The organism is Helcobacillus massiliensis, assembly GCF_033106145.1.
In the GTDB taxonomy this organism is placed as follows: domain Bacteria; phylum Actinomycetota; class Actinomycetes; order Actinomycetales; family Dermabacteraceae; genus Helcobacillus; species Helcobacillus massiliensis.
In genome coordinates this window covers 202,769-228,018 of the sequence record NZ_CP136959.1, presented here as the reverse complement: position 1 = coordinate 228,018, position 25,250 = coordinate 202,769, and the positions used below count along the sequence as shown (strand labels likewise).

28 protein-coding genes are annotated in these 25,250 nt (G+C 67.0%); 20 read left to right on the top strand and 8 right to left on the bottom strand.

From position 1 onward, the window contains the following. Positions 1-44: 44 nt before the first annotated feature. The 3 genes from R3I40_RS01105 to ilvA are packed head-to-tail and all read left to right on the top strand — an operon-like array spanning position 45 to position 2,194. Positions 45-335: a PTS sugar transporter subunit IIB gene (locus R3I40_RS01105; RefSeq protein ID WP_239375911.1), complete on the top strand. Its 291-nt coding sequence runs from the start codon at positions 45-47 to the stop codon at positions 333-335. 39 nt (positions 336-374) lie between these two features. Then, positions 375-869 carry a 2-C-methyl-D-erythritol 2,4-cyclodiphosphate synthase gene (gene ispF / locus R3I40_RS01100; protein WP_239375912.1) on the top strand — a complete coding sequence of 165 codons (495 nt, stop codon included), beginning with the start codon at positions 375-377 and terminating at the stop codon, positions 867-869. Then, positions 866-2,194 (top strand): threonine ammonia-lyase IlvA, encoded by a 1,329-nt coding sequence (gene ilvA, locus R3I40_RS01095; RefSeq protein WP_396349477.1) that lies wholly within the window; start codon positions 866-868, stop codon positions 2,192-2,194. The genes ispF and ilvA overlap by 4 nt, the downstream gene beginning before the upstream one ends. On the opposite strand, the gene R3I40_RS01090 is transcribed toward ilvA, so the two are convergent. The 3 genes from R3I40_RS01090 to galE form a co-directional block, all read right to left on the bottom strand. Then, the gene (locus tag R3I40_RS01090; protein WP_183376578.1) at positions 2,187-2,753 is read right to left on the bottom strand and encodes a hypothetical protein; all 567 of its coding nucleotides are present in this window, start codon (positions 2,751-2,753) and stop codon (positions 2,187-2,189) included. The genes ilvA and R3I40_RS01090 overlap by 8 nt on opposite strands. 2 nt (positions 2,754-2,755) lie before the next feature. After that, the gene (locus R3I40_RS01085) at positions 2,756-3,319 is read right to left on the bottom strand and encodes a hypothetical protein (protein ID WP_285262490.1); all 564 of its coding nucleotides are present in this window, start codon (positions 3,317-3,319) and stop codon (positions 2,756-2,758) included. A gap of 105 nt (positions 3,320-3,424) precedes the next feature. Further along, the gene (gene galE / locus R3I40_RS01080; protein WP_285262489.1) at positions 3,425-4,393 is read right to left on the bottom strand and encodes a UDP-glucose 4-epimerase GalE; all 969 of its coding nucleotides are present in this window, start codon (positions 4,391-4,393) and stop codon (positions 3,425-3,427) included. A 125-nt stretch (positions 4,394-4,518) separates the two neighbouring features. Between galE and R3I40_RS01075 the strand changes: the two genes are divergently transcribed. From R3I40_RS01075 to R3I40_RS01005, 15 genes are all read left to right on the top strand, one after another. After that, positions 4,519-6,699: an LCP family protein gene (locus R3I40_RS01075; RefSeq protein WP_285262488.1), complete on the top strand. Its 2,181-nt coding sequence runs from the start codon at positions 4,519-4,521 to the stop codon at positions 6,697-6,699. Positions 6,700-6,926: 227 nt separating this feature from the next. After that, complete coding sequence (locus R3I40_RS01070; protein ID WP_183375244.1) at positions 6,927-8,150, top strand: IS110 family RNA-guided transposase; 1,224 nt, start codon at positions 6,927-6,929, stop codon at positions 8,148-8,150. Positions 8,151-8,237: 87 nt separating this feature from the next. Then, positions 8,238-8,801: a hypothetical protein gene (locus R3I40_RS01065; RefSeq protein WP_183376570.1), complete on the top strand. Its 564-nt coding sequence runs from the start codon at positions 8,238-8,240 to the stop codon at positions 8,799-8,801. Between the two features lie 332 nt (positions 8,802-9,133). Next, on the top strand, positions 9,134-9,847 hold the full coding sequence (locus tag R3I40_RS01060) for an ATP/GTP-binding protein (RefSeq protein ID WP_089066501.1): 714 nt from the start codon (positions 9,134-9,136) through the stop codon (positions 9,845-9,847). A 25-nt stretch (positions 9,848-9,872) separates the two neighbouring features. Continuing rightward, positions 9,873-10,154, top strand: a complete 282-nt coding sequence (locus R3I40_RS01055) for an RNA-binding protein (protein WP_183376568.1) — start codon at positions 9,873-9,875, stop codon at positions 10,152-10,154. 49 nt (positions 10,155-10,203) lie between these two features. Beyond that, positions 10,204-10,842 (top strand): hypothetical protein, encoded by a 639-nt coding sequence (locus R3I40_RS01050; RefSeq protein WP_183376566.1) that lies wholly within the window; start codon positions 10,204-10,206, stop codon positions 10,840-10,842. Positions 10,843-11,203: 361 nt separating this feature from the next. Further along, positions 11,204-11,629, top strand: coding sequence for a MerR family transcriptional regulator (locus R3I40_RS01045; RefSeq protein ID WP_183376564.1), 426 nt, complete (start codon positions 11,204-11,206; stop codon positions 11,627-11,629). A 137-nt stretch (positions 11,630-11,766) separates the two neighbouring features. Beyond that, complete coding sequence (locus tag R3I40_RS01040; RefSeq protein ID WP_396349476.1) at positions 11,767-13,317, top strand: SulP family inorganic anion transporter; 1,551 nt, start codon at positions 11,767-11,769, stop codon at positions 13,315-13,317. Between the two features lie 81 nt (positions 13,318-13,398). Beyond that, positions 13,399-13,824 (top strand): site-specific integrase, encoded by a 426-nt coding sequence (locus R3I40_RS01035; protein WP_285262445.1) that lies wholly within the window; start codon positions 13,399-13,401, stop codon positions 13,822-13,824. A 39-nt stretch (positions 13,825-13,863) separates the two neighbouring features. Further along, positions 13,864-14,514 (top strand): tyrosine-type recombinase/integrase, encoded by a 651-nt coding sequence (locus R3I40_RS01030; RefSeq protein ID WP_285262450.1) that lies wholly within the window; start codon positions 13,864-13,866, stop codon positions 14,512-14,514. Continuing rightward, positions 14,498-14,845 (top strand): helix-turn-helix domain-containing protein, encoded by a 348-nt coding sequence (locus R3I40_RS01025; RefSeq protein ID WP_246370928.1) that lies wholly within the window; start codon positions 14,498-14,500, stop codon positions 14,843-14,845. Before R3I40_RS01030 ends, R3I40_RS01025 begins: the two co-directional genes overlap by 17 nt. 525 nt (positions 14,846-15,370) lie before the next feature. After that, positions 15,371-16,312 (top strand): hypothetical protein, encoded by a 942-nt coding sequence (locus tag R3I40_RS01020; protein ID WP_183376556.1) that lies wholly within the window; start codon positions 15,371-15,373, stop codon positions 16,310-16,312. Between the two features lie 105 nt (positions 16,313-16,417). After that, a complete protein-coding gene (cmtR, locus tag R3I40_RS01015; protein ID WP_285262446.1) occupies positions 16,418-16,777 on the top strand; it encodes a Cd(II)/Pb(II)-sensing metalloregulatory transcriptional regulator CmtR in 360 nt (119 codons plus the stop codon). Then, a complete protein-coding gene (locus tag R3I40_RS01010) occupies positions 16,774-17,379 on the top strand; it encodes a cadmium resistance transporter (protein WP_259924275.1) in 606 nt (201 codons plus the stop codon). Before cmtR ends, R3I40_RS01010 begins: the two co-directional genes overlap by 4 nt. 371 nt (positions 17,380-17,750) lie before the next feature. Next, positions 17,751-19,709, top strand: a complete 1,959-nt coding sequence (locus R3I40_RS01005; protein ID WP_285262447.1) for a cytochrome c oxidase assembly protein — start codon at positions 17,751-17,753, stop codon at positions 19,707-19,709. A 62-nt stretch (positions 19,710-19,771) separates the two neighbouring features. Here the strand turns inward: R3I40_RS01005 and R3I40_RS01000 are convergent, their stop codons facing one another. Beyond that, positions 19,772-20,437 (bottom strand): copper resistance CopC family protein, encoded by a 666-nt coding sequence (locus R3I40_RS01000; protein WP_087484029.1) that lies wholly within the window; start codon positions 20,435-20,437, stop codon positions 19,772-19,774. 166 nt (positions 20,438-20,603) lie between these two features. On the opposite strand from R3I40_RS01000, the gene R3I40_RS00995 reads away from it, so the two are divergent. Both R3I40_RS00995 and R3I40_RS00990 read left to right on the top strand, forming a co-directional pair. Next, a complete protein-coding gene (locus R3I40_RS00995) occupies positions 20,604-20,978 on the top strand; it encodes an ArsR/SmtB family transcription factor (protein WP_239376768.1) in 375 nt (124 codons plus the stop codon). After that, on the top strand, positions 20,978-21,910 hold the full coding sequence (locus R3I40_RS00990) for a cation diffusion facilitator family transporter (RefSeq protein ID WP_249737050.1): 933 nt from the start codon (positions 20,978-20,980) through the stop codon (positions 21,908-21,910). Before R3I40_RS00995 ends, R3I40_RS00990 begins: the two co-directional genes overlap by 1 nt. 95 nt (positions 21,911-22,005) lie before the next feature. On the opposite strand, the gene R3I40_RS00985 is transcribed toward R3I40_RS00990, so the two are convergent. The 4 genes from R3I40_RS00985 to R3I40_RS00970 all read right to left on the bottom strand — a co-directional run bounded on the left by R3I40_RS00985 (position 22,006) and on the right by R3I40_RS00970 (position 25,209). Next, positions 22,006-22,833 carry a C40 family peptidase gene (locus R3I40_RS00985; protein WP_239376766.1) on the bottom strand — a complete coding sequence of 276 codons (828 nt, stop codon included), beginning with the start codon at positions 22,831-22,833 and terminating at the stop codon, positions 22,006-22,008. Between the two features lie 342 nt (positions 22,834-23,175). Next, complete coding sequence (locus R3I40_RS00980; RefSeq protein WP_087484033.1) at positions 23,176-24,018, bottom strand: cytochrome c biogenesis CcdA family protein; 843 nt, start codon at positions 24,016-24,018, stop codon at positions 23,176-23,178. Next, positions 24,015-24,614 carry a TlpA family protein disulfide reductase gene (locus tag R3I40_RS00975; protein ID WP_239376765.1) on the bottom strand — a complete coding sequence of 200 codons (600 nt, stop codon included), beginning with the start codon at positions 24,612-24,614 and terminating at the stop codon, positions 24,015-24,017. The genes R3I40_RS00980 and R3I40_RS00975 overlap by 4 nt, the downstream gene beginning before the upstream one ends. A gap of 67 nt (positions 24,615-24,681) precedes the next feature. Further along, positions 24,682-25,209 carry a vitamin K epoxide reductase family protein gene (locus R3I40_RS00970; RefSeq protein WP_239376763.1) on the bottom strand — a complete coding sequence of 176 codons (528 nt, stop codon included), beginning with the start codon at positions 25,207-25,209 and terminating at the stop codon, positions 24,682-24,684. Between the last annotated feature and the right edge of the window lie 41 nt (positions 25,210-25,250).

Here is a 25,250-nt window from a genome sequence, read left to right as displayed (position 1 = left end):
CACAGCACTCCACTGCCACGTCCACGCTTCGCGAAAGAACCCTGTTGCTCACGATTGCCATTGTCGGGGGATCCGGTGTCGCCACCTCGGTGCGCCTGACCCAGGAGGTCCGCCGTTGCCTGGCCGAACGGGACATCGCCGCCCGTGTCCGTCAGGCCACCGTGATGGACCTTCTCTCCCCCTATTTCAGCGCGGACATCGTGGTCTCCACCGTGGAGCTGCCCGAATCACTCGGGATCCCGGTCGTGTCCGGGATGCCGCTGCTGCTGGGCACCGGTTCCGACCACGTCATCGATTCGCTGGTCGATCTGATCCAGGCGCACGGCGCCGCCTAGACTGACCTGGTTCCCCGTCCCCGCTGTGGAAGGACTCCCATGGCCCACCCGCGCATCGGCATCGGCACGGACGTGCACGCCTTCGCCGCCCCCGATTCCGACCGGCCCCTCTGGATCGGCGGTGTCCTCTTCGAGGGCGAAGTCGGCCTCGTGGGCCATTCGGATGCGGACGTCGCCGCCCACGCCGTCTGCGATGCCGTGTTATCCGCCGCCGGCATCGGCGACCTCGGCTCCAACTTCGGCACCGATGACCCGGAGTTCGCCGGCGCGTCCGGTGAGCGCCTCGTCCGCGAAGCCGCCCGCCGGGTCCGCGCCGCCGGCTTCGAAATCCTCAACGCGTCCGTGCAGGTGATCGGAAACCGGCCGAAGCTGGCGCCCCGTCGGCAGGAGATGACCGAGGTGCTGAGCGAAGCGCTCGGCGCCCCCGTGTCCATCGCCGGCACCACCACGGACGGGCTCGGCCTCACCGGCCGCGGCGAGGGCGTCGCCGCCGTCGCCACCGGCCTCGTCCTGCCCGAAGGAGGCACCCCGTGAGAATCGAATCCCCCGCCGACGTCACCGCGGACGCTATCGACCAGGCCGCGGAGATCCTCACCGGAGTCGTCCGCCGCACCCCGCTGGAGCGCTCCCATCGGCTCTCGGAGATCTCGGGCCGCAACGTGTTCCTCAAGCGGGAGGACCTGCAGTCGGTGCGCTCCTACAAGATCCGCGGCGCCTACCTGTTCGTCGCGGGCCTCGAGCCGGAACAGCGGACCGCCGGTGTGGTGACAGCCAGCGCCGGCAATCATGCGCAGGGCGTTGCGTTCGCCTGCAACCGGCTGAAGATCCAGGGCCGCATCTACGTCCCCACCCGCACCCCGAAGCAGAAGCGGGAGCGCATCCTCGCCATCGGCGGCGAATGGGTGCAGCTGGTCCTCACCGGTGACACGTTCGACGACGCCGCTGAGGCCGCCCACACCGATGCGGAGCGCACCGGCGCCACGATGGTGCCGCCGTTCGACGACCCGACTGTCATCACCGGTCAGGGCACGGTGGTGCGCGAAGCAGTCGCGCAGGCCCGCGAGCAGTTCGGCAGCGAGATCGGCACTGTCGTGGTGCCCGTCGGCGGCGGCGGTCTGATCGCCGGTACCGGCGCGTGGCTGCGGGAGCGCATGCCGTCGGTCCGCCTCGTCGGGGTGGAGCCCGCCGGTGCCGTGTCGATGGCGACCGCGGTGCGGCAGGGCAAGCCGGTCACCCTCGCGGAGATCGACTCGTTCATCGACGGCGCCGCGGTGCGCCGCGCCGGCCGCGCCAACCTGGAGCTGGTGGACCGAATCGCACCGGAGCTGATCGCGATCGAAGAGGGCGCTGTCTGCACCGAGATGCTGAACCTGTACCAGGTGGAGGGCATCATCGCGGAGCCCGCGGGCGCGCTGGCGGCGACCGCGGTCGCCACCCGCGCCGTCCCCGGGGAGGCAACGGCTGAGGGGCAGGACCCGTCGGCCGCCGCCCGCCCCGAAGGGGAGGCCGACGGGGACATCCTGGTGGTGGTCTCCGGTGGCAACAACGATGTGTCCCGCTACAACGAAGTGGTGGAGCGATCCCTTGTGCACGAGGGACTGAAGCACTACTTCCTGGTGACGTTCGCGCAGGAGCCGGGCGCGCTGCGCCGGTTCCTCGACCAGGTCCTCGGCGAGGGCGACGACATCGTCCTGTTCGACTACATCAAGCGGAACAACCGTGAACAGGGGCCGGCGCTGGTCGGCATCGAACTGGGCGCCCGGGAGAACCTGGAGCCGCTGCTGGCACGGATCGCAACGTCGAACATGCCGATCGAGCGGATCGACCCGATGGACCCGATGTACCGCTATCTCACATGACGCGGATCGTGAAGGTCGTATCGACGACGTCCTCGCCGGGCCTGGCGTAGGTCTGATCGCACGTCCCGTTCTGGTCGGGCCGATCGCGGAAGCAGTAGACCACCCGCAGATCGACCGTGCCGGCAATGCCGCCGTTCGCCCACACGTGCAGGTAGGAGCGGCCTCCGTCGCCACCGGCGCGGCCACCGGCGCCGTTGTTCCGCTCCTTCGAGACGTGGCGGACCCGAGCTTCCAGGATGCTGTCGCGGTAGACGCCGTCGACGGCTCCGACGATGCTGAAGCCCTTCCCGACGGACGGGTGGGAGACACCGAGGTCGATGAGGGCGTTCTCCCGCTTCCAGAGTTCGAGGGGGCCGCTGACATCGCTGTGCAGAACCGGCTCCACCTCGCTGGGCACCCCATCGAGCCCGGGCCGCTTGTCGCTGGGCGCCCCCTCGAGCCCGGGCCGGCTGCCGCGGGTGATGCCGAGCATTCCGCAGCCGGTGGTCGCAGTGGTGATGCCCAGGGCGCCGACGGATGCGAGCAGCATGCGGCGGTTCAGGTGCGTCGTGTCCATCATGCTCACTCCTCCACCCGGACGCGGAAGGTCTCATCGGTGAGTCCTTCGGCGCTGCCCACCCGTCTCTGGTCGCAGGAGCCGTTCTGGTCCGGCGCGGACTGGAAGCAGTAGAGCACCCGGACCTCCTGCTCGCCGGGGGCGGTGCCGGTGATGGTGAGGACGCTGTGGCCGCGGTCCCCACCGGGCTCAATCGGCCCCGGGTCAGCCGAGATGTGGGTGATCTCGGCGCCGATGGTGGGGTCATCGATGCGGGAGCGGTGGCGCTGATCGCCTATGACCACGTAGTACTGCATGCCCACGGACGGGTGGGAGTGCCCCAGTTCGATGGAGATGCTCTCCCCGATGCCGAGCTCGATCGGGTCGGGGACCTCCGTCAAGGGAATGCCGCGCACGGTGGGGGGGGCGGATGACGGTGAGGGGGTCGCGGGGTCGGTCGGGGCGGCGCCGCTGGGGCCGGTGGTGGGCCGACGGGTCCCGCATGCAGCGGCGAGCGCGAGGGCGCTCAGCGATGCGCAGGCGCCGAGGAGGCAGCGGCGGTGGAGGCGGGGGTCCGCAGTGGTGTCCATGCCCCCGAGGCTAGGCGCAGGGTGCACCGGCCGCGAGAGGCAGAACTCCCCGGGCCCTCCTGCTCAGCGGCAGGGTCCGGGGAGTTCTGGTGCCTGGGGTGGGGCTCAGTCGCGCTGGCGGCGGGCGTCCACGGCGGACTGCACGATCTCGGCGAGGGTGTGCTCGCTCTTCCAGGACAGCTCCTCGCGGATGCGGTCGGTGGAGCAGACCAGCTTCGCGGGGTCGCCGGGGCGGCGGTCCGCGATCTCCGGGTCGATCTCGGTGCCGGTGGCGTCCGCGATGGCGTTGATGACGTCCAGCACGCTGGAGCCGGTGCCGGTGCCGACGTTGAACACGCGGTGCTCGCGGGTGTCGCGCTTGAGGTAGTCGAGCGCGGCGATGTGCGCTTCGGCGAGGTCGAGGACGTGCACGTAGTCGCGGATGCAGGTGCCGTCGGGAGTGTCGTAGTCATCGCCGAAGACCTTCGGGCGGTCACCCCGGTCCAGGGCGTCCAGCACGATCGGCACGAGGTTCATCACCAGCGTGTCGGCGAGCTCGGGCCACCCGGCGCCCGCCACGTTGAAGTAGCGCAGGCCGACGGTGCGCATGCCGTGCGCGCGCTCCGCGTCCTTCAGCATCCACTCCCCCACCAGCTTGGAGGCGCCGTAGGGGTTGATCGGCTCCGGCGTGAGGTCCTCCTGCACCAGGTCCACATCGGGCATTCCGTAGACGGCGGCGGAGGAGGAGAAGACGATGTCGCGCACACCGGCCTGGGCGGCGCCGTCCAGCACGTTCGCGAGACCGGACACGTTGTCCCGCCAGTACATCTCCGGGTTCGCCACGGATTCGCCGACCTGCTTGTGGGCGGCGAAGTGGATGACGGCGCTGACGGACCGCTCGCGCATGACGGCGGCGAGCTCATCGGCGGCGCCCGTGCGGGTCACGTCGATCTCGACGAGGGGCACATCGCCCAGGCGGGAGCGGAAACCGGTGGAGAGGTCGTCCACCACCACGACGTCCTGTCCACGGTCGGCGAGCAGGCGGGTCACATGGGAGCCGATGTAACCGGCTCCTCCGATCACGAGAGTTGTCATGTCCCCTACTCTACGGGCGCGGTCCGCACCCGTTCCGCAGGAGCACGCACCGGCTCTGTAAAAATGCGGTGTGGATTCGGCGACGGGCCGATGGTGAGCCGTCGACCCGGACGTATGATGGCCGAATGAGCGAGAATCCTCCCGCCGGCCGCCCCGATCGGCCAGGCGACGGTCAGCGCCGCGCCCCGCAGCGGCGCGGGCGCCGCGCAGCTTCGACGGGTCTGCGCTCCTCATCGACCCCGATGATCTGGCCCGGCTCCCCCAACGGCCGTCGGGCACGCGCGACCTCCCAGGGGTCCAGCGCCGCCGGTCGGACCTCCCCGCCGAGCCCACCCGCCGCCGCTGAGACGGACGCTGCCGCGTCCAGGCCGAGCGCGCGGGCCGCGTCAGCTCTGGCCTCCTCACACTCCTCACCCATCCCCCCGGCGCCCGGAGCGTCCGACGGCCCCATCCCCGTGCACCCGAAGCGGGGCCGCCGCCGTGCCGACGTCGCTCCGCCCGTCGAACAGAAGACCATCAGACTGCGCCCGATCGATGACGATCCGCGCCCGCGCCGCGGGTCATCCGTGCTGCGCCGCGCAGCCTCAGGCGGTGCCGGCCGCGGCGGATCTGGTGGACGCGGCGGAGGCCGCGGTCCAGGCGGCCCCGTCAGCCCCGATGGCTCCAGCGGCCAGGGCGGCTGGGGTGCCCGCCAGCCCGGCGAGGGCTCCCTGCGCCGCGCCTCCCTGTGGACCGCCGCCAGCGGCCTGATTCCCGGCCTCGGCCTGCTGCCCACCCCGCTGCGGGTCCTCGGCATCATCACCGCAGCCGTGTTCGTCATCACCGTCCTCAGCGGCCTGGTCTGGCTGCTGGCCGGTGACCCCACCGCGACCCTGATCGGCTTTGCGTTCAAACCGTGGTTCCTCACCACCGCGATGATCACGATCGCGCTCGTCGCCGTGATCTGGCTCGGTCTGCTGTGGCTGACGAACAACCACCACAACCGCAAGGAGCGGCTGCAGGGGCCTGCGCGCTCGGCGTCGCAGGCGCTCGCGTTCGCTCTCGCCATTGCGATCGGCCTGCCCGCTCTGCACGCCGCGCACACCCTGTGGGCGGCGAACTCCCTGATCGGCGGCGACTCGTTCATCCAGGCGAAGAGCGGCAAGAGCGGCGAGGACGCCTGGAAGAACGTGGACCGCGTCAACATCATGCTGCTCGGGCAGGACGCCGGCGCGGACCGCACCGGCACCCGCCCGGACACCATCATGGTGGCGTCCGTGGACACGAAGACCGGCCGCACCGCCCTGTTCTCCATCCCCCGCAATCTGCAGTACGTGCGGTTCCCGAAGGGGTCGAAGCCGGCCGAGGTGTTCCCCAACGGGTTCGACTACTACGGCAAGAACCAGAACCTCATCAACGCCGTGTGGACCTGGGCGGAGGACGTGCGCCCCGACCTGTTCCCCGGTGACCCGAATCCGGGCCTGACCGCGACCACGATGGCGGTGGAGGAGACCCTCGGGCTGAAGGTCGACTACTACGCGATGGTGGACCTGCGCGGCTTCGAGCAGATGGTCGACGCCATCGGCGGCATCGACTTCGAGGTGGAGCGGAAGATCCCGATCGGCGGCGGCGCCGCGAAGATCGACGGCTACATCCAGCCCGGCTGGCAGCGCCTCGACGGCCACCACGCGCTCTGGTACGCCCGCAGCCGAGAAGGCTCCAGCGACTTCGACCGCAACTGCCGCCAGCAGCGCATCGTCCGCGCGGTCGCAGAGGAAGCGGACGTCCCGAAGATCGCCCTCGCCCTGCCGCGTCTGCTGAACGCGACCGGAGACTCCGTGGTGACCGATATTCCGGCCGACCGCATGGATGCGTTCGCGATGCTCGCCATGCGGATCCAGAAGGGCGGGTTCGAGTCCTACCCGATCAACCCGTCGGTGACGCCGTCGGGCAACCCGGACTTCGACTACCTGCACCGCTGGGTGCAGGAGTCCATCAAGCATTCGATGGAGACCGCGCCGGAGACGGCGCTGGGCACCAAGGAGAAGGACACGGAGAAGTCCGCGCAGCCGTCGCCGAAGGGTTCGAAGGACGCGAAGCCGGCCACCACGCAGCCGGCGGACGGCGCGTCCAAGGAGCCGAGCGAGTCACCGAGCCCGTCGGCCGAGCCGACGGAGTCGAAGTCGCCGACGCAGTCCGCAACTCCGAGTGAGTCCGCCTCCACCGACGCCGGTTCCACGCCGAAGAAGAAGGATGAGCGGAAGGTGGAGCTGCCGCAGGACCCGCTGAAGTCCTGCATGCCGGGCGACACCGACCCGTACAACTGATCCCCCGTTACCTTGTGAGCACCCCGATGGACGGGGTCTGGTCGCTCGGCCGGGTATGGCTTTGTTGCCCTGCCATTGATGGTCCGGGGGGTGTTGCCGCCCGGTCGAGAGACACGCGTTGACCGCTGATAGGGACACGGCCCAGCTCTGTCTGAGGTCTCTTCGTAACGTGGGTGCCGGCATCGGGTGTCGAGACTGCGGCCAGCAGTGATGCGGAGGACAGCGTCATGAACACAGGGTTCGCGGTCGTGATCGGCCTGGACGTCGGAAAGACAGCTCACCACGCGTGCGCACTCGACCCGGAGGGGAACAAGCTGTTCGACAAGCCCCTCCCGCAGGACGAGACCAAACTTCGCGAGCTGTTCACCCAGCTGCAGAACCACGGCGAAGTGCTGCTGGTCGTCGATCAGCCGAACACCATCGGAGCGTTGCCGATCGCGGTGGCCCGGGATACCGGCTGCACAGTCGCCTACCTTCCCGGATTGGCGATGCGGAAGGCCGCGGATCTGTATCCGGGCAGGTCAAAGACTGATGCGCGGGATGCTTTCATCATCGCCGACACGGCCCGCACCATGCCTCACACCCTCCGGCAGGTCGATCGTGACAGCGAGGTCCTCTCCGCGCTGAAGGTTCTGGCCGGGTTCGATGAGGACCTCGCTCACGAGACCACAAGGGCGCTGAACCGGATCCGGTCCCTGCTCACCCAGATCCACCCCGCGCTCGAGCGCGTCTTCGCCGGCGGGAAGCTTTCCACTGGGCTCGTGCTGGACCTGCTGGAGAAGTTTGGCGGCCCCACCGGCCTCCGAAGTGCCGGCCGAGGGAAGGTGCTGCGGTTCGCCCGCGCGCATTCACGCCGCGACCCCGAGACGCTGGTCGAGCAGATCTTCACAGCCCTTAGCGAGCAGACCGTCATCGTGCCCGCCACCGCAGCGGTTGAGCTGGTGATCCCCCGAGTCGCTGGCCAGGTTAAAGAGCTGAAAGAACAGCGCGCGACCGTGGCCCACGAAGTGGAGGGCATGCTGGAGGACTTCCCTCTCGCCTCGGTCTTGATGAGCATGCCGGGGATCGGCATCAAGACCGCCGCCCAGATCCTCCTCGCGATCGGTGATGGCTCCGCGTTTGAGTCCGCCAGCCACCTCGCGGCCTATGCCGGGATCGCGCCGGTCACCCGCAGATCAGGCACCTCGATCCGCGGAGAGTTCCCCGCCCGGTCAGGGAACAAACGCCTGAAGAACGCCCTGTTCTACTCCGCCTGGGTCGCCTCCAACCACGACCCCATCTCCAAGGCCTACTACGATCGCAAACGCGCCGAAGGCAAACGGCACAACGCCGCCGTGATCTGCCTAGCCCGCCGCCGCTGCAACGTCATCTACGCCATGCTCCGCGACGGCACCTACTACCAGCCACCGACAACCGCCCCTACCCCCGAGCCGACCGCTCTCGCGGCTTGACTCGAAACATAGGGACACCCCCCCACCGCATCGCAATCTGAGGCCCCCATGACCACCCCCATCCCCCGCCACCGAGGAGACCAACCGATGATCCGACAGCGAGCACTCACCACGATCGCGATGGCCTCCCTCCTCGCTCTCCCCCTCGCCGCCTGCACCAGCAGCAACGGCGAGGAGGACCCCACCACGACGGCCACCAGCCAGGAGGCCCCACCCACGGCCGACCCCGCCGACGCCACACCCCAGGAGCGCATCACGGCGTACTTCAACGAAGCGGATGCCGCCGCTGCCGAAGGCTGGCCGGACAGCTCATACAACGACGAGTACCTCGTCCCTGAGCTCGCCGAGCAGGTGAAGACGGAAGACGCGGAGAACGCTGAGACGGGGGCGATCATCACTGGAGAGCGCAAGCTCTCCGATTGGACGGTCGTCGAGGAGGCCGACACCACCGCGACCATCGAGTTCTGCGAGGACGGCACGGACATGCAGGCCACCAAGGATGGCGAGCCGTACGACATCAGCAACGAGCCGGGTGAGCCCAGCGTTGCCCAGTACAAGCTCGTCCGTGACTCCGCGGAGGGGCCGTGGATGATCGAGCAGATGGGGTACTACGAGGAGGGGACGACGTGCGAGGCACACTTCGGCGGCTGACCGTCAGCACCGCAGCAATCACAGCATTCACGCTCACCACTGCGCCGGCCTGGGCCGACGACGGGGTCAACTGGCGCGGTGACGGTTCCAAGGGCACCGTCACAGTTGAAGTGGAGGATCCCGGCAGCGGCGGCGGAAAGTCCTCCGGTGGGGGTGGCAGCTCGTCCGGCGGGGGAAATTCGTCGGGTGGCGGCGGATCTTCCAACGGGGGGAGCAAGTCCTCAGGCGGCAGTGGGAATTCCTCCGGGGGCGGTGGTGGAGGTGGAACTACCTCCGTCAGCAACGGTGGCCGAACCAGCGTCGGGAACTACTCGAGCGGTTCGCCGTCCTCGGTGTCCTCGAGCCGCCCGGACAACGTCGAGATCCTCGACGACGGCTCCCGAGCCACTTACCAGCCCGAAGGCGCGTACGTGCAGGGGCAGAACGGGGGACCCACCGCCTTCTTCGACGGCATGACCCAGGGCCAGCCCGAGCCGGCGGATCCGGCAGCGCCGGCGGCTCCCGCTCCGGATCCCGCGCCTCAGGAGGGCGGCGAGCCGGCCGCGCCTCAGGTGGATCCTGCCGAGCTCGCGCAGACCGCGGTCTCCCAGATGGGGCTGGAGGCTCCGGAGATCGCCTCGACACCGAACGACACCGAGACCCTCGGCGCCGTGGGGCTGCCGGTGTGGCTGTGGGTGGCCAACCCCGGAGAGACCACGACGGGTCCGAACACGACCAGCGCGTCCGCCGGAGCGGTGACCGTCACCGCGACGGCCAAGTTCACGGGCATGTCGATCGACATGGGCGACGGCACCACGATCGAGTGCGACGGACCCGGGACCGAATACCCCGGCACCGGAATCGACCCCTCCCCCGACTGCGGCCACGTCTACGAGCAGATGAGCGATGAACAGCCCGATGGGCTGTACACCGTGAACATCACCGCGCACTGGGGCGTCGAGTGGGAGTCGAACACCGGTGAGACCGGCACGATCCCCGTCGAGCTGACCACGTCCAAGCAGCTGCGCATCGGCCAGTACCAGACCGTCGTCACCGACGTGTCCTGACCACCCCGACCTCCTGGGAGCACCGATGAACGTCACCGACCCGATCACCAGCGCACACCTCGGATTCGGCGAGCCGACCGGCAACCGCAGGGAGGCTGTCACCACGGTCCGCCTGACCCATGCCAGCGGCCAGATCGAGGACATGTCGCTCACCGAGGAGGTCACCCACGTCGGGCCAATCGAGGGCCTCCTCCTGCTCACCGATCGAGCCACAGATCAGGGCCAGGGGTTCCCCTTCACCTACGAGGCCACCAAGGACCTCACCCTCGAGGACTACATGGATCCGCGGCCCCGGCCAGCGAGCTGATCCATCCGACCAGAGATACCCAGTCCAGGCACGCTGATAGGAGAGCACGATGCCCGAGAACCTCGACATCCAGGACGGGCCCACCTGGGCGCTCGCTCGCGAGGAGATCGTCACGTACCCGATCGGGCACGGCCGCGATCTGATCCTGGTAGCGACCTTCGCGCGCACGGTGCGCTCGGGGAGGATCTTCCGACGCTCCACCGAGCAGTTCATGCACCTGTCGATCCCGTTGAAGGTCGGCGATTGGACGACGGGCAGCACGATGACGAACTTCGCCGAGAGCCTGTCCGCCGAGCTGTTCAAGGACCCCGCGACGAACGCCCTGTGCAACCGCTGGTCGGACGAGTTCACCCGGGACAACGGCTACGTCGCCCACCCACTGCTGGCCCGGACCAAGGAGCCCCCGGTCATCAGCCAGGACATCCTCGTCGACGAGAACGGGGAGGTCTCGAACCACCTGATGAGGAAGTCGAAAGGCAACCTGGCAGTGATCAGCTGGTACAACTACAAGATCAACGACGTCGCCGGGATGATCCAGGGGGACACCTCGTGCCTCCTCCTCAACGATGAGGAATCGGCCGAGTACGCCGACCGTGTCGATCCGTCGTGGCGAGCTCGTGAGAAGGCACTCCGCGCGGACCGTGACGACAACATGCGCCTGTTCTTCGAGCGCTTCGGCATCGAGTGACCTCGCGGATCCCCTCCCCTCGCCCCATACTGGGGGCAGCCTGAGGGAGGTTCTCGATGTGCGGACGATTCACGCTGGCATTCGATCTGAGAATTATTGAACAGATGCAACAGTGATCCGCGGCTGCCCATCGAGCAACCCAGGTCTCGCCCTTGGCTTACATGTGCGTGGTGCTGGTGGCGCGGGGTGTGAAGGCGGTTCCCACGCTCGACACGGGCAGGTGGGCAGGTGTGGTACTGGCCCTAATCTGGATCGCGTTCCCTTCAGTGCGGTACGCGCATCACGAGGTGTGCCTCGGGCGCGGGCGCCAAGGTTCGCCCGAGGTGCTGGGAGCGTCATCACGGTGGGGCAAACTGAGGACATGAGCCAGAACAACGATCGCCAGCAGCTACTGCACATCGGTGCGGTCGCTGAGCGCACGGAGCTCAGCCTGCGGACGCTGCGACACTACGACGAGATCGGTCTGGTCAACCCGTCCGAGCGCAGCGAGGGAGGGTTCCGGCTCTACTCCGAAGCCGACGTCGAGCGGATCCTGCTGATCCGTCGCATGAAGCCGCTGGACTTCACGCTCGAGCAGATGCGCGAGCTGCTCGACGTCACCCACGATGTCGCCCAGCCCGACGCGCCGCTCGAAGCAAGGCAGAAGCTGCACGAGATCGAGGCCATCGCGATCGAACGACGCAGCGCGCTGGAGAAGAAGGTCGCGATGGCCGATGAGTTCCTCTCGCGTCTCCGCGACCTCTCGACCCCCGCTCACCAGGACGATGCAGGGGAGCGCGAGGCCTGACGCGAGGGTGGTCTGTGACGCAGAACTCGTATTCACGAGGTAAAAGCTAACGTAACGTGAGGGTTGGCCTTTGGGTCCCTCACGGAAACGTTCCGTGCCGCCGGGGCCCATCCCTCTCATCTCGCTAGGACTCCCCCGTGACTTCCCTCAGCGCTGCGCCCGTCGACAGTGGACCCCAACACTCCCAGCAGGAGCCGGACACCGTTCTCTCGGCCCTGCGCAATCCCCGCCGGCTCAAGACCGAGGTCCTCGCTGGTCTCGTCGTTGCTCTCGCCCTGATCCCCGAGGCGATCTCCTTCTCCATCCTCGCCGGCGTCCCCCCGCAGGTCGGGCTGTTCTCCTCGTTCGTCATGGCGGTCACGATCGCGTTCGTCGGTGGCCGGCCCGCGATGATCTCCGCCGCCACCGGCGCGATCGCCCTGGTGATCGCGCCCATCGCCCTTGAGTACGGGCTCGATTACTTGATCGCGACCGTGATCCTCGCCGGGGTTCTGCAGGTCGTCCTGGCGCTGCTCGGCGTGGCGAAGCTGATGCGGTTCATCCCGCGCAGCGTGATGACCGGCTTCGTCAACGCCCTGGCGATCCTCATCTTCACCGCCCAGCTGCCTCACCTCTTCGGTGAGGACATCCCCTGGATCGTCTACCCCCTGGTGCTGGCGGGCTTGGCGATCATGGTCCTCGTCCCGCGCCTGACCACCGTGGTCCCCGCGCCCCTGATCGCGATCGTGCTGCTGACCGGCGCTGTGCTGGTCAGTGGATGGAAGCTGCCCAATGTCTCCGACCAGGGCGAGCTGCCCGAATCGTTGCCGTCCCTGTTCATCCCCAACGTGCCCCTGAACCTCGAGACGCTGCAGATCATCGCCCCCTACGCCTTCGCGATGGCGATCGTGGGAATCATGGAATCGCTTATGACCGCCAAACTCGTCGACGACATCACCGACACTCACTCCAAAAAGACCCGCGAGTCCTGGGGGCAGGGCATCGCGAACATCGCCTCCGGGTTCTTCGGCGGCATGGGCGGCTGCGCCATGATCGGCCAGACCATGATCAACGTGAAGCAGTCCGGAGCCCGCACCCGGATCTCCACCTTCCTCGCCGGCGTCTTCCTGCTGATCCTCGTCCTGGCCCTGGGAGACATCGTCGGCCTGATCCCGATGGCAGCCCTGGTCGCCGTGATGATCATGGTCTCCGTCGCCACTTTCGACTGGCACAGCATCCGGCCCTCCACCCTGCGCCTGATGCCCTGGTCCGAGACCGCCGTCATGCTGGTCACCGTCATCGCCACCGTCGCCACCCACAACCTCGCCATCGGCGTGGTCCTCGGCGTGATCACGGCGATGATCCTGTTTGCCCGCCGCGTCGCCCACCTGGTGCACATCGAGAAGGTGTGGGAAACCGACGTCAACAGCGATGGCGCCATCGACATTCGCCGCTACGCCGTCAAGGGTCAGCTGTTCTGGGCCTCCAGCAACGATCTGGTCTACCAGTTCGACTACGCCGGAGATCCCCAAACCGTGATCATCGACCTCACCGCCGCCGACGTCTGGGACGCCTCCACTGTCGCCGCCCTCGACGCCGTGCAGACCAAATACACCGCCCGCGGCAAGGAAACACGCATCATCGGGCTCGACGGCGCCAGCCTCGAGCGCTTGGAGCGCCTCTCCGGCAAACTCGGCGACGAGCACTAAGCAACCCGTAGGTTCGGCACGAATTCCGGATGCGCCCTGTAGGGGATGCATCAATGATGCAGCAGATGCAATACTGTCCCGATGGTCCACGAACATCCCGGAGTGTCTCCGCTTCGACGGCTCGGCAACGTGCGCGCGCTGGACGAGAAGCAGTTCGTGCTTGACGCGATGCTCTCGGGGTGGAGTGATCAGCAGGCCAGCAGGGCGCTCTCGTGGCAGACGATCGCGAGCCGGGCACAAGTTGTGCGGCGGTTTGGGGAGTTCACGGGTCGGTATCCGTGGGAGTGGTCGCCGGGCGATTTGGAGGACTTCACCACGCAGGCGAAGTCGCGTCCCCATCCAGCGGCGCGATCAACGATCCGCGGGTATCACACGATCATTCGCCTGTTCTGCGACTACCTCACCGACGCACGGTACGAGTGGGCAACGGAGTGCGAGGAACGCTTCGGATCGACGCCTCAGCAGATCTGTCACGAGTGGAACACGGCTACTCATCTACTCGACTAGGAAGGGCGCGCGGAGCGGCGCGCCCTCACCTACGACGAGCTGGAGCAGTTCTTCACCGCAGTCGACGAACGGGTCGAGACCATCGTTCACCGCGGCCGGAAGGGAGCTCTCTCGGCGCTCCGAGATGCCCAGATCTTCAAGACGATCTATGCCTACGGGCTGAGGCGGGCGGAAGCCACCGGACTGGACGTGGCAGATCTGCGACCCAACGGCGCGGCTCCACGGTTCGGGCGATTTGGAGCTGTCGATGTGCGGTGGGGAAAGGGGTCCCACGGATCCGGACCTCGCCGGAGATCAGTGTTGACCCTGCCCGAGCTGGGCTGGATCACCGACGGCCTCGCGCAATGGATCGACGCGGCTCGCCCACGGTTCACCGACTCGGCATCGGGGCCGCTCTGGCCAACCGAGCGAGGCAGCCGGGTGTCGCCGCGCTACATTGATCTGCGGTTCGCCGCGATCCGCGACCAACTGGAATGGCCGGCCGAGCTAAGCGTGCACGCGCTGCGACACACCTACGTCACCAACCTCATCGAGTGGGGCTATGCGGAGAAGTTCGTCCAGGACCAAGTAGGGCATGCCTATGCCTCGACCACGGCGATCTACACCTCCGTGGGCGACGATTACAAGAACCGGATGATCGCCAAAGCGCTCTCTCGTGTCTATGGAGGACCTGATGACACCACCCAGTGATGACACTCCGATCACCTGGCAGCTTCGCCAGGTAATGGCTGCCGCGGGGATGTTCCAAACCACCGACCTCATCGAGCCACTGCGCTCCCAGGGAGTGCAACTCTCACGGGAGCAAGTCTTCCGCCTTGTGACCAAGACGCCGGAACGCCTCAACGTCGAAGTGTTCGCGGCACTCTGCCGCATCCTCGACTGCACTCCGAACGACCTCATCGAAATCCCGCCGGCCCAAGCCAAACGCGCGCGCCGAGCTGGAGGCTCGCCACGGACAGAAGGCCCCGCTATCGGCTCCCTCCGGCCCATCCCGGCCAAGATTCATCGCCCGACCGAGTAAGACGAGCAGGCAGCCTCTATGACTCCGGTGCAAATCGGCTGCGACTCCTGCGGAAGCGGTGGCCCTGCTCGGTACGCCATCCTCGAGCGGCGCATCTGCAATGCCTGCTACTCCCGGCTCAGGCGACATCCTGGCCAGTGCCCCGGATGCCGTCAGGTCAAAGTCCTCGCGTTCTACGACAGTGACAGGCGTGTCGTCTGCGCGAGCTGCGCTGGCGCACCGCCGCGGTTCGGCTGCACCAGTTGCGGTAGCGAAGACCAGCTCACCGGGTCCCAGTGCGGGACATGCCGACTGACCGACCGCCTCCGGGAAGTCCTCTCCGACAAGCACGGGCGCATCCACCCTGACCTGGCTTCCTTACACGAACACCTGCTCACCGCGCGCGACCCCCGCTCGGCCACACGATGGCTCCGGCGTGAGCCAATCGGGGAGACACTCCGAGCGATGGCCACTGGGCAAGCAGCAATCAGCCACGACACACTGAACGCGCTCCCGCTATCGCCCCGTGTTCGCTACCTCCGCCGCATGCTCATCAGCGCAGGGACACTCTCCGCCATCGACGTCGAGTTGAACGACTTCGAGCTCAAGGCCACCGCCTTCATCGCGGGCCTTCCTGATAAACACGCCGCGATCCTGAAGCAGTACTTCACCTGGGAAATCCTGCGCAAGCTCCGCCAACGCGCCACTACTCAGCCCGTGACCGCCAGTACCGCCAACTCTCGGTACTCCGAGCTGCGCAAGATAGCAGGGTTACTGGCATGGCTCGACGACCACGGCCTTTCACTGTCCACGCTGAACCAGGCCGCCCTCGATCGATTCTTCGCCGAGCATGACTATCAGAGCGTCCACAGGACTTTCCTCAACTGGGCCGTGCGTCACCACCTCACGGGTCCCGTCGCCGTACCCGGCAGGAAGCCCCCTCGGCCCGATGCCTCGGTGCCAGATGAGGTCATCTGGAGCAAGATCGATCTTCTCCTTGAGGACCGTTCGATCCCCCTGCCCAGTCGGATAATTGGCCTGTTCATCCTGGTGTTCGCCCAGAGGCTGTGCGACTGCGTCCGCCTGCGACGAACCGACGTCGTCGACGACAAAGGCGAAGTATCCATCGCGTTCGGCAAGACGCCGGTTGTGCTCCCTGCATCGATCACCAGTTTGCTTCGTCAGCACCTTGACGAGTCACGGGCTGAGCGACCATTCGCTGGCGGCGGCTCAGAATGGCTCTTCGCCGGCGCCATGCCCCAGCACCACACGAGTGAGGCCAACGTAGCCCTTCACCTCTCCTCACGCGGTATCCGCGTGCGAGAAGTCCGCCGCGCCCGGATCGACCAGCTCGTCCAACAGGTCCCCGCCAGCGTCGTGGCCGACGTCGTCGGCATCAACATCGCAACCGCCCTCAAACATGCCGCCAACACCAATGCAACCTGGGGCACCTACCCTGAACTGCGAGCTACGACCACCGAGGAATAATTCGCGATCGAACGATGCCGGTCCCCGGTAGTCTCCCCTTACGGGCATGAGATCTGGCCTGACGCCTGGGACGGAGTGTTCAGTGCATGCTGTATAGTTCAGTGCATGCTGACTATTGCTTCGCGTCTCGACGTGATGAACCGCCTGGGTCGCGCACTGGCCGACCCCACTCGATCCCGGATCATCCTGACCCTGCTCGACCATCCCGCTTACCCGGCGGAACTGGCCCGAGATCTGGACCTGACACGCCCGAACGTGTCCAACCACCTGGCATGCCTGCGCGATTGCGGGACCGTCGTCTCCGAGCCCGAAGGTCGCCGGACACGATATGAGATCGCCGATTCGCACCTGGCGCAGGCGCTGACGGCACTGGTCGATGCCACCCTGGCAGTGGACGAAGACGCCCCGTGCATCGACCCTGCCTGCTCGCTTCCCGGATGCGACGCAGCTGGGGAGGGCGCATGATCCTCACCTCGGTCTTGCAGGCGATGGGCCTGTTCGCAGCGACCAACATCGACGACATCATCGTGCTCTCCCTCTTCTTCGCGCGAGGGGCAGGCCAGCGCGGCACTACCGCCCGCATTCTGGTCGGCCAATACCTCGGGTTCGCCGGCATCCTCGGTGCCGCGGTCCTGGTGACCATCGGCGCCGGAGCGTTCCTGCCCTCGGCAGCCATCCCGTACTTCGGTCTCATCCCTCTGGGCCTCGGCCTGTGGGCCGCGTGGCAGGCCTGGCGCGGAGACGATGACGACGATGACGACGACGAGGCCAAGGTTGCCGGCAAGAAGGTCGGCGTGTGGACAGTCGCAGGCGTCACCCTTGCCAACGGCGGCGACAACATCGGCGTGTACACCCCTGTCTTCCTCAGCGTGGAACCTCTCGCCGTAGTCGCCTACTGCATCGTCTTCCTCGCCCTCGTCGCGGTCCTGGTGGCCCTGGCAAAGTTCGTCGCCACTCGCCCACCGATTGCCGAAGTCCTCGAACGCTGGGAGCACATCCTCTTCCCCATCGTTCTTATCGGTCTCGGCATCGTCATCCTTGTCAGTGGCGGAGCTTTCGGCCTCTGACTCAGCTAAAGCAAACACAGGTCCCGGGCTCGATAGATCGGTCCCGGAACCTGGACCCGGGACACTTCGTCGCGTCGGCATCGTCCGAGCGGAGTCCGGATCTGAGCCCCGACGAGTTCCCACCGTTCAACGGGGAGGGCTTGCTCATGGTGAGCTCGTCTGAGTTCCAGCGCGCACCGGTCGATGGCTAGCCTGACCGGGGCTAGTGGAGTAGCTGGCGCAACAGTGAACGGGAGACTGGGCAGCATGTTGAGGATCGGTACGCGCCGGGTTGCTTCCCGTGCGGCGAACAGAGTGGCAGACAACGACGCCGAGACGGCCGCCTCGCCTGTCGGCGCAGCAGTTTCCGGGATTCGATGCGGGGCGAGCTGGTGAGCTCGATTCGCACCAGAATCCTCATCGTGGGTGCTGCGGCCCCGTGGGCTCTGCTCTGGACGGTGATCGCGGCCGCCATGGCGGGAGCACCGGTCTCGATGGAGCTCGTCGATGCCGGCCCGGTGGTGCGGTGGGGTTTGCCGATCGTCGATGCCATCGGTGATGTGGTCGGTGCCGCGACCGTGGCGTGCCTCGTGCTGGCGCTCGTCGTGCTGCCCCGCCGTGCGGAGCCGTCCGCGTCGGAGGCTGATCAGGAACACGCTGCCGTGTCTCGGTTCCATCCAGCGTACGAGCGGACGCTCGATATCGGTATGGGCCTGGGAATGGTGTGGTCAACGCTGCTGGTCGTACGGATGGTGCTTGGCTACGCTTTGGCGGCGGGCCAGGCACCCTTCTCCCCGCGGTTCGGCTCCGATCTCCTGATGTACATCACACGGCTTGAGCTCGGTCAATACCAGCTTGCCGGGGCGGTGTTCGTCGCCGCTGCCTCGACCATGCTGATCGTCGTGAGGTCCCGTACGGGGCTGCTGATCTCGCTGAGTCTGGTGTTCGCGGCGTTGGTGACGAAGTCGATGACGGGCCACGCCTCGGGGCAGACCTCCCATGAGGCGGCCACGAGCGCGATGATCGTGCACCTCGTGGCTGCCGGAGTGTGGCTGGGTGGGCTCGCGCTGCTCGTGCTGGTTGCGGGCCGGCTCGGAGCACGACTGAGGGATGTCGCCGAACGGTTCAGCGTCCTGGCGCTTGCTTGTTATGGGGCGTTGGCCGCCAGCGGTATCGCCTCTGCCCTGGTCCGGCTCTCCGCGCCTCTGGACCTTGTGACCACCGCGTACGGGTGGATGCTCGTGCTGAAGACGGTGTTGCTGGTGCTGCTGGGTGGCGCTGGCTGGTGGCAGCGCCGACGGGTACTGGGCCGGCTGCGGGACTCGGATCGCCGGAGAGACTTCCTGTGGCTCGCCGCGGGGGAAGTCTTCCTGATCGCGGCGGCGACCGGACTCGCTGCCGCACTGTCGAACACGGCGCCTCCGGTGCCGGACGAGCCTGAGCCGGTCACCTCGACGGCTGAGGCGCTGACCGACTATCCACTGCCTGCTCCGCCTGAGCTGGCGACGCTGCTGACGACCTGGCGTGTGGACGTCGCCGGAATGGCACTCGCCCTCGGTCTCGCGGTCATCTACCTCTGGGTGCACCTGCGCCGCCCGTTGACGGGCACTGGCGGGCGACGCTGGCCCGTGGCCAGGACTTCGGCGTGGGTAGCGGGATGCGTGGTCATCTTTTGGGTGACGAACGGGGCACCGGGCGTGTACGCGCCGGTGCAGTTCTCCGTGCACCTGAGCCAGCACGCGCTGCTTGCTCTGGTGGCAGTGCCTCTACTGGTTGCCGGGCGTTTCGGTGATCTCGTGCGGGATCGGATCGCTCCTCGGTCGGACGGTTCGGCGGGACTGCGCGAGCTCGTCGACTGGAAGCCTCGCTCCCGTGCGGGTCGGTGGCTCGCTCACCCGGCGGTGTTGGCGCTGCTCGGCGCGGCGGGATTTGCAGCGATCTACCTGACCCCGGCGCTCGGCGCGGGGTTGCATACCGCGCCCGGCCGACTGGTCGTGCTTACTGCCGCTGTGGTGGCCGGTGCTGCTGTGGCGCTGCCATTCCAGGGTAGGGCGCTGGGTGGTGGCATGGTCGCTGGGCGGGAGCGCTGGGTGGCCCTGGTTGTGGGGGCCGGCTTTCTTGCTGGGCTGGCGCTTCTGCTGGTGCTGGCGCTCCCGGTCGTGGAGCCCGACTGGTTCGCAGTCATGGGGCGGACCTGGGGCCCCGATGCGTTCGGAGATCAAAGGCTTGGTGGCCGGGTCCTGCTTGCGCTGGTTCTGACGCTGGCAGTCCTGCACGGCGCGGTCATCTCGCGATCGCGACGGAGCAGCGAAGGACTCTCCGTAGGTCGTTCCGCCTCAGCGCGGTACTGAGCCGGGTTCTGTTGCTCGCCGCGGCGTGCCGTGATGCGTTGTCCTGATCGGGTTCGTGATGGTCAGTCGGTGTTGTCACCGGGGCTGCGGCGCAGGCGGACGATGATCGCACCGATCGCGGCGAGCAGTAGGAGCAGAGCGAGGCCGCCGAGGATCATACCGAGAGGAAGGCCGCCCTCGCTCTGTTGAGCCTCTGCCGGTTCGGCAGCGGTGTCTTCCGTGCTCGGTTCGTCCGTCCCGGCGGTCGGCTCCTCGCTCTCCTTCGGCTCCTCCGATTCGGAGTCCGCTGTGGCCGTGGGCTCGGCACCGACTGTGACGGTGAAGTCGACCGTGCCTTCGATCGGGTGGCCGTCCGAGGAGACGACACGCCACAAGACCTGATAGTCATCGGCGGGCAGCGGCGGCAGGTCGATCGTGGCCGTGTTGCCGGACACGGCGGGTGTCTCGGTGAAGATCTCCTCGCCGGCGGAGGTGGTCAGTCGCACGGCCGGAGAGAGGTTGAGAACCTCATCGCTGTAGGTGAGCTCGAGCGCCTCGGGAGCCTGCTCGAGGCTTTCGCCTGCTGCCGGGTTCGAAGAGGTCAAGGTGTCGTGCGCCGACGCCGCGGGCAACAATGCGGGCACCACCAGTGGCATCAGTACGGCGGCGAGCAGCCCGAACAGGCTGGCCAGCATGATCCGCACCGCCGTCCCGGTGGTTCCGCGAGCAGCCGTCGTGTCCGCCGTCATGAACGTCTCCTCCTCGGGTGACCCCTCGTGCGGGCCGGTTTGTCCCCATGACCGGGGCGCATCGAGTGTAGCGACGTGCCACCAGCGACCCCTTCGCTCATCTCCCAGGATCGACTCGTCCAGTCCCACCCCTTTACAGAACCCCACACGACGATATCATCGCCATATGACGATTGATGCGATCCCGGCCGAGCCGCAGTTCGAGGTGGCAGAAAGTCATGCCGCGCTCTTCCATGCTCTCGCAGAACCCACACGCTTGGCTCTCCTCCAGCACCTCTCGACCGGTGAGCATCGAGTTCGCGACCTTGTCGAACACATGCACCTTGCCCAGTCGACCGTCAGCAAGCATCTCTCGTGCCTGCGCGACTGTGGTCTGGTCACCGCGCGCACTGAAGGCCGCGCATCGTGGTTCGCTCTCACCGATCTGCCCCGACTGAGCGACCTACTCGAGGCGGCTGACGACCTGCTCGACACCTCCGGGACCACCCTATCCCTGAAGAACCACCGCGATCACGAGAACCTCGAGGACGGGGGCCTTTGATGAGCTCAGGACACGACCATTCGCACGGCGGTAGCGGATCGAGCACGGCCCGGACGCGACTCGCCATCGCCTTCGCCATCACCTCCGTCATCGTGCTCGCGCAAGCGATCGGGAGCGTCGTCACCGGCAGTCTTGCTCTGCTCACGGACACGGCGCATGCCCTTGTCGACGCCTCCGGTCTGCTGGTCGCGTTGATTGCGGCGACCATGATGTTGCGCCCGGCCAGCAGCAGTAAGACCTGGGGATTCGCTCGCATCGAGGTACTGGCAGCCTTGGCCCAGGCCACGCTCCTGATCGTGGTCGGCACCTACACCGCCGTCGAGGGCATTTCGCGACTGACGGACCCCCCGGACGTTCCCTCGGGTGAGCTGCTCATCTTCGGTGTGATCGGGCTGGTCGCGAACATCGCCGCGATCCTCATCCTGGCCGGAGGCAAGGATTCGAGCCTCAACATGCGTGCCGCGTTCCTCGAGGTCCTCAATGACGCTCTCGGTTCGCTCGGCGTGATCACTGCCGCGATCGTGATTCAGCTGACCGGATTCCAGCAGGCTGATGCGCTGGCCGGTTTGTTCATCGCCGCGTTGATCGTGCCTCGGGCGTTCCGCATCATGGCCGAGACGCTCCGGATCCTCATGGAGTACACCCCGAAGGGTGTGGATCTCGATCAGGTGCGTGAGCACATCCTCGCGCTCGACCACGTCCAGGACGTCCACGACCTGCACGCCTCAGCGATCGGGAGCAATCTGCCGATCTTCTCTGCGCACGTCGTCGTCGGGGAGGAGTGCTTCGAATCGGCCCATGCACTGCGGATCCTCGAAGAGGTCCATGTCTGCGTCAGGACGCACTTCCCGATAGCGTTCGAGCACGCCACGATCCAACTGGAGAGCCCGTCCGTGCATCGAGGTGAATCCGAACGTCCCTTGCACACTTAGCACCCACGGATCCGATCGCCTCCTGACCGCAGGCGAGAGCAAAGACGGCACGCACCCCTCGATGGTGGGGTGCGCGCCGCGAGTGGTCGCTGGGCTCAGCGGAAGGAGACGAAGGTGGGATTGCCCCAGATGGTGCGCTCCGTGACCGCGCCGGGAGAGCGTCCTGCATCGACGACCTTGTCGCCGCCGGCGTAGATGCCCATGTGGCCGGGCCACACGACAAGATCGCCGGGCTGCGCCTCGGACTTGGAGATCTGGGTGCCGGCGTCGACCTGCTGGCCGGAGGTGCGCGGAAGGTCGATGCCGACCTGCTTGTAGGCGTACTGGGTCAGGCCGGAGCAATCGAAGCTCACGCCCGGGTTGCTCGAGCCCCAGGAGTAAGCGGCACCCATCTGGGTCCGTGCGGCGTCGACGATCGCCTGCCCGGTGCTGCTGGAGGAGGATGCGGGCGCAGGAACCGACGCACCACCACCGCCGACACCGGGGGCCGAACCGTTCAGGGAGCCGCGCGTCTCGGGGCCCACCACGCCATCGACCTGCAGGCCGTTGGCCTGCTGGTAGTCCTTCACCGCGCCATGGGTACGCGGGCCGAACTTCCCGTCGACGGCGAGTGAGGAACCCTCATCGTTCAGCGCGGACTGGAGCTGCTCGACCGAGGCACCCTGGGATCCCCAGCGAAGCTTCTCGGAAGAGTGCAGTGCCTGCGTCGGCGCCGGAGCAGCAGGCGCGGCGGCCTGCGTGGCCGCGGACGGCACGGTCGCAGGAGTTGCGGGTGCTGCCTGGGCCGCACCACCAGCGAAGGCGGACCCGAGCAGGACGGTGCCGAGGAGGGCGGCACCTCCGGTGCCACGCAGGGCGCGTCCGCTGTGTCGAAGGGGGGTGACTGCGCGGCCGGCCGCGCGATGGGAATTGCTCGTGGCCATGAATGTACTCCGTGAATATCCCCGCATGTATCCACGGGGTCGTCTGGCATTTGGTCGCGGCAACGTCGACAGCAGAGGACGCGTCGGGAAGGAATCTCGTACCTCGTTACCGGTGGGACCAACGTACCGACCCAAACACCCTCCCAATAGCGCCATGGGCGACCCCGACCGACGATTTCTCCTTCTCTTGAGCACTCTCGTCCCATGGGCCTCGGGGTCACACCGTCTCTTTACCAAACCCCGGTGCCGCAATGGGGTCGACCTCACGAGTCGCAGTCGAGGTGGACGGGCCCGTGTCGGTCACCGGTAGCAGATCGGGAGGAGAGAGTACCTTCGTGAGGCTCAGACGACGGGCTGGAATGTGGCGATGGAGCCTTGGAGCTGATCCATCCATGAGGCCCACACTCCCGTGAGTAGCAGCAGGCCGATCGCGATGAGCAGCGCCCCGGATAGGACTCCGATGAGTCGGCGATGGCGGGCAAGTGCCCTGCTCACGCCCATCGCCCTGTCAAGTAGCAGGGCGCTGAGGACGAAGGGGATGCCCAGTCCGAGCGAGTACGCCAGGGCCAGGATCGCGCCCCGAGCCGCAGAACCTCCGTCGGCGCCGGCGTCGAGGGATAGCGCGATGATCGCGGCGTAGGTAGGGCCGATGCAGGGTGTCCAGCTCAGCCCGAAGACGAAGCCCATCAACGGGGCCCCCAGAAGGCCCGCATCAGGGCGTCTCCTGGACACCTGGACATTTCCTGTCAATCGAGGGAACATGCCCATGAAAATGAGCCCCATAAAGATAACGATGAGGCCCGCGACCCGATTGATCCATACTGCGTGCGCTTGAAGGAGATATCCCACCGCGCCAGCGAACCCGCCCAGCGCCATGAATACCACCGCGAAGCCCGCGACGAACAGCAAGCTCCCACCCAACATTCTCCCAGTTCCCTCTCGGAAAAGGGTCCCCTGTCGTCGCGCCGTCCCGGTATTCTCAGGCGTTTGCCGGGTTAGCTTGGTGGTCTTCAGTCCTTGTCCGGCAAGCCCGGAGACATAACCGAGGTAGCCCGGCACGATCGGCAGCACGCACGGCGAGAGGAACGCGATCAGGCCAGCGACAGCGGCGACGGTGATGGCCAGCAGAAGAGACCCGGACAGGGCGATCGACTGGAACGTCTCCGCGAGTCCATTGACGCTCACGCGGCTCCTTCGGCGAGAACGGCATCGAGCATCGCTCTCAGGATGGAGGGGTCGATCGCTCCAGAGATCCGGCCTGCGGCGCGGCCGTCATGGTCGAGGACGAGAGTAGTGGGGACCGCGTTGGGTGCGACTTGGCCGCGCAGCTGGTACATGATCTCTGCGTCCGAGTCCGGCAGCGAAGGGTAAGTGATCCCGTAGGTCTCCTCGAAGGCCCCGGCGGGCCCTGCCGAATCGCGGACGTTGATCCCGATGAATGAGACGCCCTGGTCGGCGTACTCCTCGTGGATGGCCTGCAGATCCGGTGCCTCCACCCGGCATGGCGGGCAGGAGGCGTACCAGACGTTGACCACCAGCACCGATCCCCAGTGGTCTCTGGAGTCGAATCGTGCACCGTCGTAGCTGGTCCCGGTGAACTCGACGGGTTCTGTGCGATCGGCGGGAGCGATCTCTGTGGTCACACCGTTGCCGGAGACGTATCCGGCGTCCTCGGAGTCGTAGCGATCGCCGGTGTCAGTGCTGCCGCAGGCAGTGAACAGACCGGTAGCGGCCATGAAACCGGTGGCGTACAGAATCCGTCGCCGGGGGTGGGCGCGCATGTGCTCGCTCCTTCAAGGTGATCGAGAGGGGACGGGTGAGAGGGGCAGGATGCGGGTTCTTCCGTGTCTAGAACAGCGTGGACCAGTAGTCCCAGAACCTCACGGCGATGAGTGTCAGGATCACGAGGTACCAGGCCACAAGGAGCGGGACGCGGAACTCGATCACGAGACGGACCGCCCGCCGCACGGCCGGAGTGGAGGTCTCTGCCAGAGCGCGGAGATGGTGGAGAGTGGTGAACCAGAACAGCGGGATGGTCACTACCCACACAACCATGCAGTAGGGGCACAGTGCCCCGATCTCGTACAGGCTCTGTCCGATCAGCCACTGCACGAAGAGCACCGCGAAGGTCACGCCTGCCTGGATGAGAACACTCATCCAGCGCGCCACACGGGCGCCGGCGAGGAACGCGAATCCGAGGGCGAGAACGGCCGCGAAGCCGGCGATGCCGAGGATCGGGTTCGGGATGCCGAAAGCTGAGGCCTGCGGGGTGTCCATCACGGAGCCGCAGGAGAGCACTGGATTGAGGCTGCACGAGGGGACGTAGCTGGGGTCCTCGATCAGAGCGATCTTCTCGACCAGCAGCACAACGGCCATGACCAAGCCAACTGCGCCGATGACGGTGAAGAGCAATCCGA